Source organism: Streptomyces sp. V2I9 (assembly GCF_030817475.1).
Classification (GTDB): Bacteria; Actinomycetota; Actinomycetes; order Streptomycetales; family Streptomycetaceae; genus Streptomyces.
The window spans coordinates 6,055,317-6,070,993 of the sequence record NZ_JAUSZJ010000002.1 but is presented as its reverse complement, the minus strand read 5'-3'; the positions used below and the strand labels follow the sequence as shown (position 1 = coordinate 6,070,993).

Annotated in this window: 14 protein-coding genes; 1 reads left to right on the top strand and 13 read right to left on the bottom strand. The window is 71.2% G+C overall.

The features are described from left to right. Window positions 1-63: 63 nt before the first annotated feature. The 12 genes from hydA to QFZ71_RS26415 all read right to left on the bottom strand — a co-directional run bounded on the left by hydA (window position 64) and on the right by QFZ71_RS26415 (window position 12,717). Window positions 64-1,464 carry a dihydropyrimidinase gene (gene hydA, locus QFZ71_RS26470; protein WP_307670659.1) on the bottom strand — a complete coding sequence of 467 codons (1,401 nt, stop codon included), beginning with the start codon at window positions 1,462-1,464 and terminating at the stop codon, window positions 64-66. A gap of 100 nt (window positions 1,465-1,564) precedes the next feature. Continuing rightward, on the bottom strand, window positions 1,565-2,848 hold the full coding sequence (locus QFZ71_RS26465; RefSeq protein ID WP_307670658.1) for an aspartate aminotransferase family protein: 1,284 nt from the start codon (window positions 2,846-2,848) through the stop codon (window positions 1,565-1,567). Then, the gene (locus tag QFZ71_RS26460; protein ID WP_307670657.1) at window positions 2,845-3,687 is read right to left on the bottom strand and encodes a nitrilase-related carbon-nitrogen hydrolase; all 843 of its coding nucleotides are present in this window, start codon (window positions 3,685-3,687) and stop codon (window positions 2,845-2,847) included. The genes QFZ71_RS26465 and QFZ71_RS26460 overlap by 4 nt, the downstream gene beginning before the upstream one ends. Before the next feature lie 215 nt (window positions 3,688-3,902). Beyond that, complete coding sequence (locus QFZ71_RS26455) at window positions 3,903-4,283, bottom strand: PPOX class F420-dependent oxidoreductase (protein ID WP_307670656.1); 381 nt, start codon at window positions 4,281-4,283, stop codon at window positions 3,903-3,905. 302 nt (window positions 4,284-4,585) lie between these two features. Next, on the bottom strand, window positions 4,586-5,959 hold the full coding sequence (locus QFZ71_RS26450; RefSeq protein WP_307670655.1) for a tryptophanase: 1,374 nt from the start codon (window positions 5,957-5,959) through the stop codon (window positions 4,586-4,588). Continuing rightward, on the bottom strand, window positions 5,932-7,191 hold the full coding sequence (locus tag QFZ71_RS26445; RefSeq protein WP_307670654.1) for a tryptophan dimethylallyltransferase family protein: 1,260 nt from the start codon (window positions 7,189-7,191) through the stop codon (window positions 5,932-5,934). Before QFZ71_RS26445 ends, QFZ71_RS26450 begins: the two co-directional genes overlap by 28 nt. 340 nt (window positions 7,192-7,531) lie before the next feature. After that, the gene (locus QFZ71_RS26440; protein ID WP_307670653.1) at window positions 7,532-8,881 is read right to left on the bottom strand and encodes a cytochrome P450; all 1,350 of its coding nucleotides are present in this window, start codon (window positions 8,879-8,881) and stop codon (window positions 7,532-7,534) included. Continuing rightward, on the bottom strand, window positions 8,878-9,483 hold the full coding sequence (locus QFZ71_RS26435; protein WP_307670652.1) for an ATP/GTP-binding protein: 606 nt from the start codon (window positions 9,481-9,483) through the stop codon (window positions 8,878-8,880). The genes QFZ71_RS26440 and QFZ71_RS26435 overlap by 4 nt, the downstream gene beginning before the upstream one ends. Then, window positions 9,458-9,847 (bottom strand): DUF742 domain-containing protein, encoded by a 390-nt coding sequence (locus QFZ71_RS26430; RefSeq protein ID WP_307670651.1) that lies wholly within the window; start codon window positions 9,845-9,847, stop codon window positions 9,458-9,460. The genes QFZ71_RS26435 and QFZ71_RS26430 overlap by 26 nt, the downstream gene beginning before the upstream one ends. Continuing rightward, window positions 9,844-10,242 carry a roadblock/LC7 domain-containing protein gene (locus QFZ71_RS26425; protein ID WP_307670650.1) on the bottom strand — a complete coding sequence of 133 codons (399 nt, stop codon included), beginning with the start codon at window positions 10,240-10,242 and terminating at the stop codon, window positions 9,844-9,846. Before QFZ71_RS26425 ends, QFZ71_RS26430 begins: the two co-directional genes overlap by 4 nt. After that, the gene (locus QFZ71_RS26420; protein WP_307670649.1) at window positions 10,239-11,459 is read right to left on the bottom strand and encodes an ATP-binding protein; all 1,221 of its coding nucleotides are present in this window, start codon (window positions 11,457-11,459) and stop codon (window positions 10,239-10,241) included. The genes QFZ71_RS26425 and QFZ71_RS26420 overlap by 4 nt, the downstream gene beginning before the upstream one ends. Before the next feature lie 988 nt (window positions 11,460-12,447). Continuing rightward, window positions 12,448-12,717 (bottom strand): helix-turn-helix domain-containing protein, encoded by a 270-nt coding sequence (locus QFZ71_RS26415; protein ID WP_307670648.1) that lies wholly within the window; start codon window positions 12,715-12,717, stop codon window positions 12,448-12,450. A 73-nt stretch (window positions 12,718-12,790) separates the two neighbouring features. Here QFZ71_RS26415 and map point away from each other — a divergent pair, with 73 nt between their 5' ends. After that, window positions 12,791-13,558 (top strand): type I methionyl aminopeptidase, encoded by a 768-nt coding sequence (map, locus tag QFZ71_RS26410; protein ID WP_307670647.1) that lies wholly within the window; start codon window positions 12,791-12,793, stop codon window positions 13,556-13,558. A 199-nt stretch (window positions 13,559-13,757) separates the two neighbouring features. Here map and ggt read toward each other — a convergent pair whose 3' ends face one another. Next, window positions 13,758-15,575 carry a gamma-glutamyltransferase gene (gene ggt, locus QFZ71_RS26405; protein WP_307670646.1) on the bottom strand — a complete coding sequence of 606 codons (1,818 nt, stop codon included), beginning with the start codon at window positions 15,573-15,575 and terminating at the stop codon, window positions 13,758-13,760. Between the last annotated feature and the right edge of the window lie 102 nt (window positions 15,576-15,677).

Here is a 15,677-nt window from a genome sequence, read left to right as displayed (position 1 = left end):
CGGTTCGATCACCCCGGCACCTCGCCGTGCACGCCGCGGCGGGGCCGGCCGGCCTCGCCCCGCTCAGCCCGGGTACTGGCTGAGGCCACGCGGCAGGAACATCCCGTGCCCCGCGCGGCCCACGTACCGCTGCCGGTCCACCACCGGTTCCCCGCGCGACAGGACGGTCTCGACCCGGCCCCGCACCGTCCTCCCCTCGTACGCCGAGTAGTCGACGTTCATGTGGTGGGTCTCGGCCGACAGGACGTGGATGGCCTCCGGGTCGTAGACGACGATGTCGGCGTCGGCGCCCGGCGTGATGGTGCCCTTCTTCGGGTAGAGGCCGAACATCCGGGCCGGCGAGGCACAGGCGATCTCGATCCAGCGGCGGCGGCTGATGTGGCCGTCCACCACCGCCTGGTGCAGCAGGTCCATCCGGTGCTCGACGCCCGGCATGCCGTTGGGGATCTTGGAGAAGTCGCCGCGGCCCATCTCCTTCTGGCCCGAGAAGCAGAACGGGCAGTGGTCGGTGGAGACGACCTGGAGTTCGTTGTTCCGCAGGCCCCGCCACAGGGCCTCCTGGTGTTCCTTGGGGCGCAGCGGGGTGGAGCAGACGTACTTGGCGCCCTCGAAGTCGGGCTCGGCGAGGTTGTCGGTGGACAGGAACAGGTACTGCGGGCAGGTCTCGCCGAAGACGGGGAGGCCCCGGTGACGGGCGGCGGCGATCTCCTCGACGGCCTCGTCGGCGGAGACGTGGACGACGTAGAGGGGGGCTCCGGCGACGCGGGCGAGCTGGACGGCGCGGTGGGTGGCCTCGGCCTCCAGGGCGACCTTGCGGACGTCCCCGTGGTAGCGGGGGTCGGTGCGGCCCTCGGCGAGCGCCTGCTCGACCAGGACGTCGATGGCGATGCCGTTCTCGGCGTGCATCATGATCAGCCCGCCGTTGCCGGCGGCTCGTTGCATGGCGCGCAGGATCTGGCCGTCGTCGCTGTAGAAGACGCCGGGGTAGGCCATGAACAGCTTGAAGGAGGTGACGCCCTCGGAGACGAGGAGATCCATCTCCTTGAGCGAGGAGGGGGTCACGTCCGCGAGGATCATGTGGAAGGCGTAGTCGATGGCGCAGTTGCCGTCGGCCTTGGCGTACCAGGCGTCGAGCCCTTCGCGCAGGGAACGGCCCACGCTCTGGACGGCGAAGTCGACGATGGTGGTGGTTCCGCCCCAGGCGGCGGCGCGGGTGCCGGTCTCGAAGGTGTCGGCGGCGTACGTGCCGCCGAACGGCATCTCCATGTGGGTGTGCGCGTCGACGCCGCCCGGAATGACGTACTTGCCCGTCGCGTCGATCCGCCGCTCGGCGCTCCAGCTCTCGGCGGCGTCGGATCCGTGGGCGGCGAGAGCGGCGATCCGGCCGCCCTCGACGAGCACGTCGGCGTGGATCTCGTCGGACGCGGTGATGACCAGGCCACCGTGGATGACGGTGCGGCTCATGGGGGTCTCCTCGACTGCGGGACCGCCCCCGCCGGCCCGGTGGGCTCGACGCGGGCGGCTCCGCGCGGTTCGTGTGCGTACGGACCGGTGGACGCGGGTCTCAGCCCGCCGCGTGGAGGGCGTCCGCGAGGATCGCCGCGCCCTCCTCCGCCTCGGCGACGGTCAGGGTCAGGGGCGGGGCGACCCTGAGGACGCTCGTGTTGTGGCCGCCGCCCTTGCCGATGAGCAGTCCGCCCGCGCGGGCCGCTTCGAGAACGGCCGCCGCGGCCTCCGGGTCGGCGTCGTCGGTGCCGGGCTTCACCAGTTCGATGCCGATCATCAGCCCCCGGCCGCGCACTTCGCGGACGGCGGGGGACGCGGCGGCGACGGAGCGCAGCCGTTCGATGAGGAGTCCGCCGACGCGCCGTGCGTTGCCCTGGAGGTCGTGTTCCAGGAGGTACGAGAGGTTGGCGAGCGACGCGGCCATGGTGACGGGCGAACCGCCGAAGGTGGAGATGGAGTTGGCGTCGAGACAGTTCATCACCTCGGCGCGGGCCACCACTCCCCCGACCGACATGCCGTTGCCGATGCCCTTGGCGAAGGTGAGGATGTCCGGCGGGCCGTGCTCCGCGTGGGCCTGCCAGCCCCAGAAGTGGTCGCCCGTACGGCCCCAGCCGGTCTGCACCTCGTCCGAGATCCACAGCACTCCGTGCCGGTCCAGGACCCGCCGGAACGCGGCGAACAGTCCGTCGGGCGGGGAGGTGAACCCGCCGACGCCCTGGACGGGTTCGGCGATCAGGGCGGCGGGGGCGCGGGTGTGTCCGAGCAGGTCCTCCAGGTCGGCGACGCACGCCTTGATGAACCGCTCGTCGCTCAGTTCGGCGTACGGGCCCCGCGTGCGGACGCCGCCGTGCACGTACAGCGTCTGGAGCGGGGACAGACTCGTGGGCGACCAGGCATGGTTGCCGGTGATCGAGACCGCGGAGAACGAGCGGCCGTGGTAGCTGTTGCGCAGCGCGAGGATCTGGTTGGACCCGCGGTAGGCGGTGGCGAGCAGCAGCGCGGTGTCGTTGGCCTCGGTGCCGGAGGTGGTGAAGAACACCCGCGCGTCGGGGATGCCGGAGAGGACGGCGATCCGTTCGGCCAGCTCCACCATGGGGCGGTTGAGGTAGAGCGTCGAGGAGTGGATGATGCGCCCGGCCTGCTCGGCGACCGCCTTGGTCACCTCGGGCAGGGCGTGGGCGGTCATGGTGGTGAGGATGCCGCCGAAGAAGTCGAGGTAGCGGTTGCCGTCCGCGTCCCAGACGTACCTGCCCTCGCCGTGGGTGAGTTCGATGGGGTGGCGGTAGTAGAGGGCCAGCCATTCGGGGCTGACGGCGCGGTGGCGCTCGTGCAGTCCGCTCACGGCTCCACCAGCCCCTCGTAGGCGTCGGGCCGTCGGTCCCGGTAGAAGGCCCACTGGGTGCGGACCTCCTCGATCAGGTCGAAGTCCAGGTCCCGGACGAGGAGTTCCTCCTCCTTGTCGCCGGCGACCTCGCCGACGAACTGGCCGCGGGGGTCGACGAAGTAGCTGGTGCCGTAGAAGTCGTTGTCGCCGTACTCCTCCCGGCCGACGCGGTTGATCGCCGCGACGAAGTACTCGTTGGCCACGGCGGACGCCGGCTGTTCCAACTGCCAGAGGTGGCTGGAGAGTCCACGCGAGGTGGCCGAGGGGTTGTAGACCAACTGGGCCCCTCCGAGACCGAGTTGCCGCCACCCTTCGGGGAAGTGCCGGTCGTAGCAGATGTAGACGCCGACCTTGCCGACCGCCGTGTCGAAGACCGGCCAGCCCGCGTTGCCGGGCTTGAAGTAGTACTTCTCCCAGAACCCCTTGACCTGCGGGATGTGGTGCTTGCGGTACTTGCCGAGGTAGGAGCCGTCGGCGTCGATCACGGCGGCGGTGTTGTAGTAGAAGCCGGACCGCTCGATCTCGAAGACCGGGACGACGATCACCATGCCGGTCTCGCGGGCCAGGTCCTGCATGCGCCGGACGGTCGGCCCGTCGGGGACCGGCTCGGCCCAGCGGTAGTGCTCCGGCTCCTGCACCTGGCAGAAGTAGGGGGCGTTGAACACTTCCTGGAAGCCGATGATCTTCGCGCCCTGCCGGGCGGCCTCGCGCGCGTGCTCCTCGTGCTTGGCGATCATCGACTCGGTGTCGCCGGTCCAGGTGGCCTGGACGAGTGCGGCGCGTACGACGTGGGACATGGGCTGCTCCTTCGACGCGGCGTCAGAGAGCCCTCGGCGTCTCTACGCACGTAGACCGGTGCATGGAGGGAGAACGTAAGCCCCTCCGTCCGGCGGGGCAAGACCATCGCCGTGAACCAGCGGAGTCGATCATGTTTCGCACCCGACCGGTCCACAACGGACACGTTCTGTCCGGCGCCGCTCGTCCGGTCCGGAGGCGGCGTCCCGCGCCCGGCTCAGAAGGTGATGGCGATCCCGGTGTGCGGGCGCTTGCCGAGCCGGACGATCGTGGCGGGCAGGTCGACGAGCCAGAACTTCCAGGTGTACTTGCGGGCCAGCAGCTTGCGCACCGCGCGGGTGCCGTCCGCGTCGAGGAGTTTCGCCGTGCCCTCCGCGCTGGGAGCCCCTTCGGCGATCCTGCCGCGTACGTCGCAGACGGTGACGGTGACCTTGCCGTTGCGGCGCAGCCGCTTGACCTTCCACGAGTCGGAGCGGGTCCAGACGTACAGCACGCCGTCGTCGGCAGCGGCCCAGACGGGAGTGGCGACCGGGGTGCCGTTCTTCCGGTACGTGGTGAGGCTGACGTATTCGCTGCGCGCGAAGTCCTGGAGGGTCACGGCGCGACCCTACGCGCCCCCGGCACGGTCGGGAGCGGCGGGGGCGCGGGCGGGCCGCAGGAGCGGTGGGACAAGGACGGTGGCGTGAGGATGCCCCCCTGCGGGCGCGCCTCCGCGGCGTCCCGGTCCGGGAGGCCGTGGAGCTGCCGCGCGGCGGGGCAGCAGCCGGCCTGGCCGCACACGCCTCCGCGGGGGACTGCGCCTTCGCCGTACGAACCGGCCCGCCCCGGCCCCCTGCCGCCGGGCCGGTGGCGATGACGCCGCCGGGCCCCGTACCGGCGTGGTCCGGGGCCGCGGGCGGATCAGCCGCCGGACCGCACCGGCTCCAGCTTGATGCTGAAGTGACGGAGGATCGGCGACTGGCCGGTGACGCGGTAGCCGCTCACCGACCCGGGGTCCTTGGCTATGTCCGCCAGGGTGGCGGCGACGTGGTCGTAGTGGCTCCGGGTGTAGACCCGCCGGGGCAGCGCCAGCCGCACGAGTTCGTACGGCGCCGTCCTGACGGGGTTGCCCTGCTCGTCCTCCTCGCCGAGGTACAGCGAGCCCAGCTCCGCCGAGCGGATGCCTCCGCGGAGATAGAGTTCGCAGACCAGCGCGGTGCCGGGGTACTGGTGCGGAGGGATGTGGGGCAGCAGACGCCCCGCGTTGACGTAGAGGGCGTGCAGGCCCGAGGGCTCCACGATGTCGACCCCGGCCTCGCGGATGCGTGCGGCGAGGTAGGCGGCGATGTCGGCGCGCTCGGCGAGGTAGGACGGTTCGGTGACCTCCAGGAGCCCGCGGGCCATCATCTCGAGGTCGCGGCCCGCCAGGCCGCCGTAGGTGGTGAACCCCTCGGTGGCGATGAGGAGGCCGCCGCACCGCTCGGCGAGCTCCGGGTCCTTCAGGCCGATGAAGCCGCCGATGTGGACGATGCCGTCCTTCTTCGCGCTCACGACGCAGCCGTCCGCGAGCCGGAACGCCTCCTCGGCGACCTGGCGCGGGGTGTGGTCGGCGTAGCCGGGTTCCCGCTGGGTCACCAGCCAGGCGTTCTCCGCGAACCGGGCCGCGTCCAGGATCATGGGGACGCCGTGACGGCGGCACAGTTCGGCGGTCCGGCGCAGGTTCTCCATCGAGACCGGCTGGCCGCCGCCACCGTTGTTGGTGATGGTCATCACGACGGCCGCCACCGGCGTGCGGTCCGCGTTCTCCAGCGCGTGTTCGAGGGCGACCAGGTCGATGTTGCCCTTGAACGGATAGTCGCTGTCGAGGTCCTTCGCCTCGGCGCAGGGCAGGTCGTAGGCGTGGCAGCCGGTCAGTTCGACGTTGGCGCGAGTGGTGTCGAAGTGCGTGTTGGACAGCACGCTCGTGCCCGGCCTGAGAAGCGCGGAGAACAGGATGCGCTCGGCGGCGCGGCCCTGGTGTGCGGGCAGGATGTGGGGGTAGCCGGTGAGCGCGGAGACGACCTCGTGCCAGCGGTAGTAGCTGCGGCTGCCGGCGTAGGACTCGTCGCCCCGCATCCCCGCGGCGAGCTGGTCGGCGGAGATGGCGCCGGTCCCGGAGTCGCTCAGCAGGTCGATGGTGACTTCGTCGGCGCGCAGGTCGAAGGGGTTGTAGGCGACCCGCTCCAGCGCGGCCTCGCGTTCCGCCCGCGTGGTGAAGGCGATCGGTTCTACGACTTTGATGCGGTACGGCTCCACGTGTCTTCCTTCTGTGCGGTGTACGGGCTGACCTGGCCTGCGGCCCGGTACCCGGCGTTCCATGCGTCGTACGGTGATGCGGGTGCGGGTACCGGGCCGGGCCGGGCGAACTGCTCCTGCGGGGGCCGGACGGCGTAGGCCTCGGAGGACAGGTAGGCGGTGATCCGGGGCTGTCGGCCGCGCTCGTACACGAGCGCGAGATAGGCGATCAGTCCCACGCCGTCGGCGAGCTGTCGCCGCGTGAGGGCGTGCAGGCTCCGCCTCAGGACCGCCGGGTCCATGCCGAAACGATTCATCAGGGCGGTGGCCCGTGCGAGCGCCTCCCCGTCGTCGCGGACGTAGTCGCGTACCGGGATGTGGAGCGTGAAGCCGCTCGGTTCGCTCGCTCCTTCGGTGAAGGAGTGGCAGGTGAGCGCGGGCCGCCGCAGCAGCCTCGGCGTGCCGTCCGCACCCTGCGCGGTCGGCAGGGGGGCGCCCCCGGCCACCTGGAAGAAGTACCGGATGTCGGCGGCCGAGGCTCCGGAGGGACGGCTCAGCGCGGCGGCCTCGTGGGCCGACATGCGGGGGTGCCTCACGTACACCTTGGTACGGGGCGACTTCCAGGCGCCCAGGTCCAGCGCGAGGAACGGGTACCCCGCCCCTGAGGGAAGCTCGGCGAAGGCGTTGCCGTAGCCGAGCCGGCGCAGTGCCTCTTCGACGGTGCGTGCGGCGTGCTCGGGTCCGGCGGCGGAGGGGTTCACATAGACCTTGACGCCGGGAGCCCTCCCCGCCCGGAGATCGAGCGCGTACCACAGGGCCAGCGGTCCCTCGGCCGCGGCAGGGAAGAACAGGTCCTGAAGGGCGTCGAGCGGGTCGGTCGGGAAATTCCACCGCGCGGCCATCGCGCGGAGCGCCGTGAGTCCGGCGCGAGCACTGTCGTCCATGGCGCCGTGGGCCCAACCGGGCTCCACGAGCACACGCAGCCCCGGAGCCCCGTCCGACGTGCAGGCGAGGGAGAACTCGACGGGGGTGTGGTCGTCCGACAGGAAGCTGGGCGACGCCGGAGGCAGGGACAGGGGCCGTCGGGCGACGCCCGCGAGCGAGTCGAGCAGGACCTGTCCGTACAGCGCGGTGTCCGTCTCGCTCAGCCCCACCGTGGCTCCGAGCCGCAGCAGTTGGCCCCGCACGTGGTCGCCGAGCGTCGCTCCAGCGTGTTCGACGCTCGATATGCCGGGTTCCTGCAAGGTGGTCATCGCGTCCCTCGCGGTTCGCGGCGCCGAGAGCGTTCGCGGGGCGCGGCGGTACGGGGCCCGGACCCCTCGGCGCGAGAGATGACCAGGACCGGCCCGCCGGGGGAAGCGGGTATCCGGCCCTGGGGGTTGCCGGGGTCGCCGCCGCCCCCGCCCGGCCCTCTTCGCCCGCGTGTGGTGCGCCGTGGGGCCGGGCGTCCGTCTGCGGAACAGAACGCGGAGGTTCCGAGGTCCACTGCCTCTCCTTCATCTCGTGCAACTCCAGCAACTCCGCGCTGTCCTACCCGAGCTGTTGATCTTTCATGCGGCCACGCCCCCTGTCCGCATCACCCGCGTCCGGCTGCTACTGGCCCGTCAGCCACCGCATGAAGCCGCTCCAGCGCCCCGGCTTGCCGTCGGTGGACGGCGAGGCGGCGGGCCGGGGCGCGCCGGGCAGGTGCGCCTGGTCGTTCCGTGCGGCGGGCGTCGGCTGCGGCTGGGCCGCTGGACGCGGGGTGACCGCCGCGAAGCGGACGGGCAGGGAGGCCAGGGCCCGGTTGAACGGGCCGGGCCGCCAGACGAGGCTGTCCGCGGGGACCGCGAGTTCGACATCGGGCAGCGCGTTGAACAGAGCCTCCATACCGGTCAGGGCGATGAGCCGGGCCGGCTCCTTCGACGGGCAGGCGTGCGGTCCGGCGCTCCAGGCGAGGTGCCCGCGGGTGTCCGCCCCCTGGTCGGCCAGTGCCGCGTTGGCGGCGCCGAAGGAAACCAGGACCAGGTCACCGGCGCGCACCGGGTCGCCGGCCACGTCCGCGTCCACGACCGGGTAGTGCGGCGCGTAGTTGAACATCGGCGCGTTGCGCCACAGGGTGTCGTCGAGGGCCTTGTCGAACTGCCCGTTGCGCGCGTACTCCTCATTGGTCAGCATCGTGTAGAAGCCGTTGCAGATCAGGTTGCCCTCCGGCTCGCCGCCCGCGCCGAGCAGCAGCACCAGGGTGTGCGCCAGCTCCTCGTCGGTCAGCTGCGCCGGATGCTGCATCAGATAGGACGTGATGTCCTCGCCCGGCCGGGCCCGCTTCAACGCCACCAGTTCGCCGACCGCCTGGAGCAGGACCTGGCTCGCCTGTTCGGCGTTGATCCCGTCGAACATGCCGGCGATGCCGAAGAGCACCCGGTCACCGATCTCCGCCGGACAGCCGAAGAGCTCGTTGAAGACGTACAGGGGGAGCTGCTGGGAGTAGTCCCTGAGCAGGTCGGCCGAGCCGCGGGCGCTGAACTGGTTGATGAGGAACCGGGCGGCTTGGTTGACGATCCGGCTCAGGCGGCTGTTGCTGACGCGGGCGAAGGACTCGGTGATCGCCTGACGCAGCCGCAGATGCTCGGCACCGTCGGTGAACATGCAATTGGGCCGGTAGGCCAGCAACGGCAGGACCGGACTGTCCGGGCTGATCATTCCTTCGCTCAACGCACGCCACCGGCGGGAGTCCTTGCGGAAGACCGACGGGTTCTGCAGCAGGTCGAGAGCGGCGCTGTAGTCCGTCACCAGGGTCGCGTCCACTCCGGGCGCGATGGTGACGGGCGTCGTCGGGCCGAACTGGCGCATGTAGCGGTAGTACGCGTGCGGGTCGGCGGCGAACTCCGGGGTGTCCAGGGGTATGCGCCGACCGCTGCCGTGTGCGGGGCAGCCGGGCGGTGGGGTGGGGGGCGTTGTCATGCGTGCTCCAGAGCGGCGCGCTCTTGCAGGTAGCGGACCATGGTGATCAATGCGTTGACGGACGACTTCTTGTCGCGCGCGTCGATGGTGACGACCGGGGTGTCGGGCAGCAGGTCGAGCGCCTCCCTGACCGCCGCGGGGGTGTGCTCCACGCCTCCGTCGAACCTGTTGATGGCCACGGCGAAATCGAGTCCGTAGCTCTCGACCAGGTCGATGACCTCGAAGCTGTCCGCCAGTCGCTCGGGGTCCACCAGGACCAGGGCTCCGAGCGCTCCGCGGGCCATGTCGTCCCACAGTTCGACGAACCGCTGCTGTCCGGGCGATCCGAAGAGGTACAGCACGATGCGTTCGCTGAGGGTCAGGCGGCCGAAGTCCAGGGCGACGGTGGTCGTGGTCTTCCCCTGTACCCCCTTGAGGTCGTCCACGTCCTCCGAGAGGCTCGTCATCTGCTCCTCGGTGGACAGCGGCGCGATTTCGGAGAGCGAGCCGATCAGGGTGGTCTTGCCGACGGCGAAGTGACCGACGACCAGGATCTTCACCGCGGTCTGCTGTGCACCGCTGCGTACGTATGCGTCCTCAGACAGGGAGGGCCTTGAGACCATCGAGCACCTCCTGAAGAAGAGTTCTGTTGGCGAGACGGGCCGCGGGCACGGGCGCGCGGGTGAGGAGATAGCCCCCCTCGGTGAGAGAGCTGAGCAGGACCTTGACGACGCCGAGGGGCAGCTGGGAGTGCGCGGCGATCTCGGCGACCGACAGGTAGCCGCTGGCGCACATCTCCAGGACCTGCCGCTCCTCGGGAGAGAGCCGCTGGGGGCGCTGCCGCTCATCCGTGGCCGTCGTGACGAGGGTGATGAGGGAGAGCTTGTCCTCGTCGGGCAGGTCGCGCCCACGGGTGATGACGTAGGGACGGACTAAGGCGGCGGCCTCGGTCTCGATCTCGGGCTCGGTACGTCCGGGATCCGTCATGAGCTGACCGGGTCGGTGCGGAGACCGGAGGACATCGCCTTGCCCAGCCGGCTGACGAGCTGCTGCATGCGGTACGTGATGTCTCCCATGTCGACCTCGGCGGACGCCGCGACGGCGAGGTAGGAACCGCCGCCCGCCGCGTTGAGGAAGACCCAGCCGCCGTCGAACTCGATGAGCGTCTGGCGCCAGGAGGCGCGGTCGTCACCGCAGAAGAACCCGACGGACCGGCTGAGCGACTGCAGACCGCTCACGGCGGCGGCCACCTTGTCGGCGTCATCCCGGCCGATGTCCGCCGTGCGGGACATCTGCAGGCCGTCGGCGGAGATGAGGACCGCGTGGAGGGCATGGGGAATGGCCAGCGCGTCCTCAAGCATCCAGGACAGGTCGTCGCTCACGGGGCATCGGTTCCTTTGTGTGAATCAGCTGGACTGGACGCGCGTTCAGCGGCAGGCACCCCCGCACTCCGGCCGCTGACTGTGCCGCGCTGGAAGGCCCCCATCGCCGCGACCCGTGCCTCCGGCGACCGGCCGGACGGCACAGTCGGCGCGGACGGGTCGGACGCCGCGTCGGTCTGGCTGTCCGGCACGAGCGCCATGCCGCGCTTGTTCCGTCGCCGGGGCAGCCCGTCCGTCGTCGTCGTGGGAGCCGCACCGCGCACGGGCGTCCGTGCGGCGGCCTCTCCCGTGGCCTCCGGCCGCTTCGGCTCCGGCAGGTCGGTCAGGAGGTCCTTCGGCACCATCACCACGGCGCGGACGCCCCCGTACGGAGAGGTGCTGTCGATGTTGACCGTGAACCCGAAGCGCGCGCACAGCGCGCCGATCACCGCGAAACCGAACGCCGGAGGGTTGCCGAGTTCGGAGACGCCCACCGCGGCTTCGCTGCTCAACAGGGCCGAGGCGTTCGTCTTCTCCTCCTCGCTCATTCCGACACCCGCGTCGTCGATCACGATGCAGATGCCCTTGGGCACCGTCCGCACGTTGACCTCGACCGTGGACGCGGGCGCCGAATAGCTGGTGGCGTTGTCGAGCAGTTCGGCCACGGTCAGAGCGACCGGCTCGACGGCCCGGCTGGTCACCGCGAAGTCCACCTGCGACAGGACGTCGACGCGCTGGTAGTGCCGGATACGGCCCTGCGCTCCGCGGATCACGTCATAGACGGAGGCCGCCTCCCGCTGGCGGCCGAGCCACCCGCCGCAGAGCACGGCGATCGACTGCGCGCGCCGGTTGAACTGCGCGTTCATGTGGTCGACGTCCAACATGTCCCGGAGCACCGGTGAGTCGCCGTACTTCTTCTGCAGCCCGGAGATGGCCCGCTGCTGCTCCGCCGCGAGGCCCTGGAGCGTCTGCATCGCGGATTTCAGTACGGTGTTGGTGGCGCTTTCGGCCTCCTCCTTGGCCTGCCGAACCACCTCGGCGTAGCCGTTCCGCAGTTCCTCGATGGAGGATTCGAGACGGGTGTGGCTGGCCTGGAGTTCGCTCAAGTCTTCTTCGACACCGTGCTTCTGACGGCGCAGTGTCCGAATCGTTTTTCTCTGGCGGACGACAACGCTGGTGGCGACAGGGACGCCGGCAGCTAGCGCCCATACTGTCGGATCCTGCCAAAAATTCGTCATGTAACTCTCTTTGAGCGACTGGAGTCCAGCTCCCGGAATCGGTCTGGGCGGGCCCTCTGTCGCGGGCAGCCGTCACCACCCGAAGAGCCCCCCGGCTGTCGTCATGCCGAGGAGAAAACTCACGCGGCATGTGCCGGAATCGTATCACCGGAAGATCATGACGTTCTGTCAAGTTCGCCACGCCGTGGCGCGCTTGGCGTGAAACCGGCACCGGCGGCGCGCCTGGAGCCCGCGAAGCGGAGGCGACCGAGACCGGCGGACCGGCGCCGGGAGGGCGCGCCGTGGAACCGTTCGGCCGCCCGTAGGATCAGCTCGATCGACTGCCGGGGCCGGGTCACCGACCGGCGAAGACAGCGTCCGGGGGCCGCCCGCGAGCCGACTGCGACCGCCGGCATCGGACAGCGCGCGCCCCGGCCGAACGCCGAGCCCTTCCGCGCGACCGGACCGACCGAACCGGCTGTGCGGGCGGATCTCCCGGCCACAGCTCCCGGCTCCCGACGCCCGGGCCCCCGCGTACGTCCGAAGCGTGTCGCGGAAAGGCACGGACGGCCGTCACGCAAAACACGACCCTCCGCCCGAAGGAGCCCATTTCCGTACAGCTTCACCGGGAAGCCAGAAGCCAGGGGTCACACGGGCGCTCTCCGCGAACGTGTCCCATTCGGAGCCGACGCCATCCCCTGCGCTCCGCACGAACGCCCAGAACTCTCCAGGAAGTTACCGATCCGCATTCACGCCACTCCCCCTGGCAAACCGAAGAAACCAGACATGATCGCCATTGGGGCTGCTTATCGGTCTTTTTATCGGCCGAGTCCGACCGGCGAATGGACGACCGGCGAATTCATCCCCTTCGGCGTCACGATTCCCCGTGAGGACACCCCCACCCGGAGATCACGCGCCCGGTGGGAGCGGCGGGGTCCAGTTGCTCCCGTCACGAGCTTCGCCGGGCCGCGGGCACAGCCCACCGGCGGCTGTCACATGACGGCGCCACTCAAGCGCTCAGCGGCTCAGCGGTCCGCACGGAGGCGCAGCCGCCGAGAATCTCGTCCAGGGAGAGGCCCAGCGCGCCGGCGAGGGCGGCCACGGTGAAGAAGGCCGGGGTGGGGGCACGGCCGGTCTCGATCTTCCGGAGCGTCTCCGCGGAGATGCCGGCGCTCGCGGCGACGGTGGACATGCTGCGCTCCCCGCGCGCGGCGCGGAGCAGCGCGCCGAGCCGTTCGCCGCGCAGACGCTCTTCGGGTGTCAGAGGGGTGCGGACCATACGCCCATCCTACTACGGAATGCCATTTCTATACCGTCATTACTATACCGCTCCGACCGGTATAGTAATGGGCATGGTGCACATCAAGACGGACCCACAGATCGAAGCGATGCGCGAGGCCGGACGGGTCGTCGCGCGGATCCTGAACCGCGCGCGGGAGGTGGCGGCGGTCGGCGTGACCCCGCGCCGGCTGGACGAGGCCGCCCGCGAGGTACTGGGCGACGCCGGGGCCTCCTCCCCCTTCCTGGACTACAAGCCGCACTTCGCGCCCACTCCCTTCCCGGCCGTCATCTGCGTCTCGGTCAACGACGCGGTCGTGCACGGCATCCCCTCCGCCGAGCCGCTGCGCGACGGAGACCTGGTGAGCGTGGACGCGGGTGCGCTCCTCGGCGGCTGGGCCGGCGACTCGGCGATCAGCTTCACCGTGGGCGAGGCCCGCCCCGAGGACACCCGGCTCATCGCCACCGCGGACGAGGCCCTGGCGGCCGGTATCGGCGCGGCCGTGGTGGGCAACCGGATCGGCGACATCGCCCACGCGATCGGCACGGTCTGCCGCGACGCGGGCTACGGCATCCTGGAGGGCTACGGCGGGCACGGCATCGGCCGGTCCATGCACGAGGACCCGTCCGTGCCGAACGAGGGGCGGCCGGGACGCGGCATGACGCTGCGGCACGGAATGGTTCTGGCGATCGAGCCGATGCTGCTCGCCGGGGGCCTCGACGAGTTCCGCCACGACGAGGACGGCTGGACGCTGCGGACGACCGACGGCAGCCGGGCCGCGCACGCCGAGCACACGGTGGCGATCACGAACGACGGCCCCCGCATCCTCACCGCGCTGTGAGCGACCCTCCCGCGACGCCGCCCGTGACACGATCCCGGCGCGTGGGGCGTGCGGTTCGTTAGCAACGGACGAGCCCGAGCATGCTCTCGGACGGCGGGACCGCACCGACCCCGTCTCGCGTTCCCCAAGACGGCGGGGCCGGTGCCACGCGCTGTGTCGCGTGGTACGGGCCCCGCCGCCCCTGCTGCGTCCGGCCGGTTCAGTGGCCGCCGCCCGGACGCACCACCATGGCCGAGCCGCCGCCCCGGCGCACCTTTTCCGCCGCCGCGAGCCAGCGTCCGCCGGGCAGGCGCTGCACTCCGGTGGCGGCTCCGATCTCCGGGTTCTGCTTGAAGGCGTGGCCCAGCTTCTCCAGTTCCGCTCGGACCGGGCTGTTCCACAGGTCCGGCTCGATCTCCGTCGTCGGGGCGTTGCGCTGGCTGGCGCGCGGCGCGGCGATCGCGTCGACCAGCGGCAGCCCCCGGTCCAGGTGCCCGGTGAGGGACTGGAGGACCGTCGTGATGATCGTGGCACCGCCGGGCGAGCCGAGGGCCAGCACCGGCTTGCCTTCGTCGAGCACGATGGTCGGGGACATCGACGAGCGCGGGCGCTTGCCCGGCCCCGGCAGGTTCGGGTCGTGGACCGCCGGGTGGGCGGGGGCGAAGGAGAAGTCGGTCAGCTCGTTGTTGAGCAGGAAGCCGCGGCCGGGCACGGTGATGCCGCTGCCGCCGGTGGACTCGATCGTCAGGGTGTAGGCGACGACGTTGCCCCACTTGTCGGCCGCCGTCAGGTGCGTGGTGTTCTCACCCTCGTACGTCGTCGGCGCGGCTGTTCCGCCGCTGCCGCACCGTTCGGGGTTGCGTGGGTCGCCCGGCGCGAGCGGACTGGTCAGCGCCTTGTCGTCGCGGATCAGGCACTCCCGCGCGTCCGCGAACCGCTGGCTCAGCAGTCCCCGGGCGGGGACGTCCTCGAAGGCCGGGTCGCCGACCCAGCGGCCCCGGTCGGCGAACGCGATGCGGCTCGCCTCGATGAGCCGGTGCAGGTACTGGACCCGGTCGGCGCGGGAGAGGTCGGTGGACTCCAGGATGTTGAGGGCCTCGCCCACACCGGTGCCGCCGGAGGAGGAGGGGGCCATGCCGTAGACGTCCAGGCCCCGGTACGTCACCCTGGTCGGGTCCTTGCGCAGGGTCCGGTAGGACGCCAGGTCCTTGCGGGTCAGGTCTCCGGGGCGGACGACACGGGTGGCGTCCGGATCGACAGGGGGCTTGCGCACGGTGCGCACGATGTCGTCGGCCAACTCGCCCCGGTACAGCTCCCCGACACCCTCGCGGCCGAGCTCCCCGTACGTACGGGCCAGGTCGGGGTTCTTGAACACCGAGCCGACCACCGGGAGTCGGCCACCGGGAAGGAACAGTTCCGCGGATGCGGGGAAGTCGGCGAACCGGGCCTGGTTGGCGGCCGTCTGCGAGCGGAAGGTGTCGTCCACGACGAAGCCGTCCCGCGCGAGGCGTTCGGCCGGTTTCAGCAGCGTACGCAGGGACTTGGTGCCCCACGCGTCCAGCGCGCGCTCCCAGGTGGCCGGGGTGCCGGGCGTGCCGACGCCGAGACCGCTGGTCATCCCCTCGGCGAACGGGATCGGCTTGCCGTTCTCCAGGAACAGCGAGGCGTCCGCGCTGCGCGGCGCGGTCTCGCGGCCGTCGATGGTCCGTACGGTACGGGTCTTCGCGTCGTAGTGGACGAAGTAGCCACCGCCGCCGATCCCTGCCGAGTACGGCTCCGTCACCCCGAGCGCGGCCGCCGTGGCCACGGCGGCGTCCACCGCGTTGCCGCCCTTGCGCAGCACTTCGATCCCGGCGGCCGACGCGTCCGGGTCGACGCTCGCCACCGCTCCCCCATGGCCCACCGCCACCGGGGACTTGGGCGGCGCGGGCCGCGCGGTGGTGAGCGGTTCCGGGGCCGCCGGGGCGGCGGCTCCCACCGAGGCCACCACGGCGAGGACGGCCAACAGCGACGTGTTCCGGCCGACGGAACGGCGCATACGTACCTCCAGTCAACGGATCTCCCGCCGCAGGGTAGCCCCGGAGGGAACGGATCGTCAGGACCGCCTCGAACGGTTACCCGAATGACCGATACCATGCGC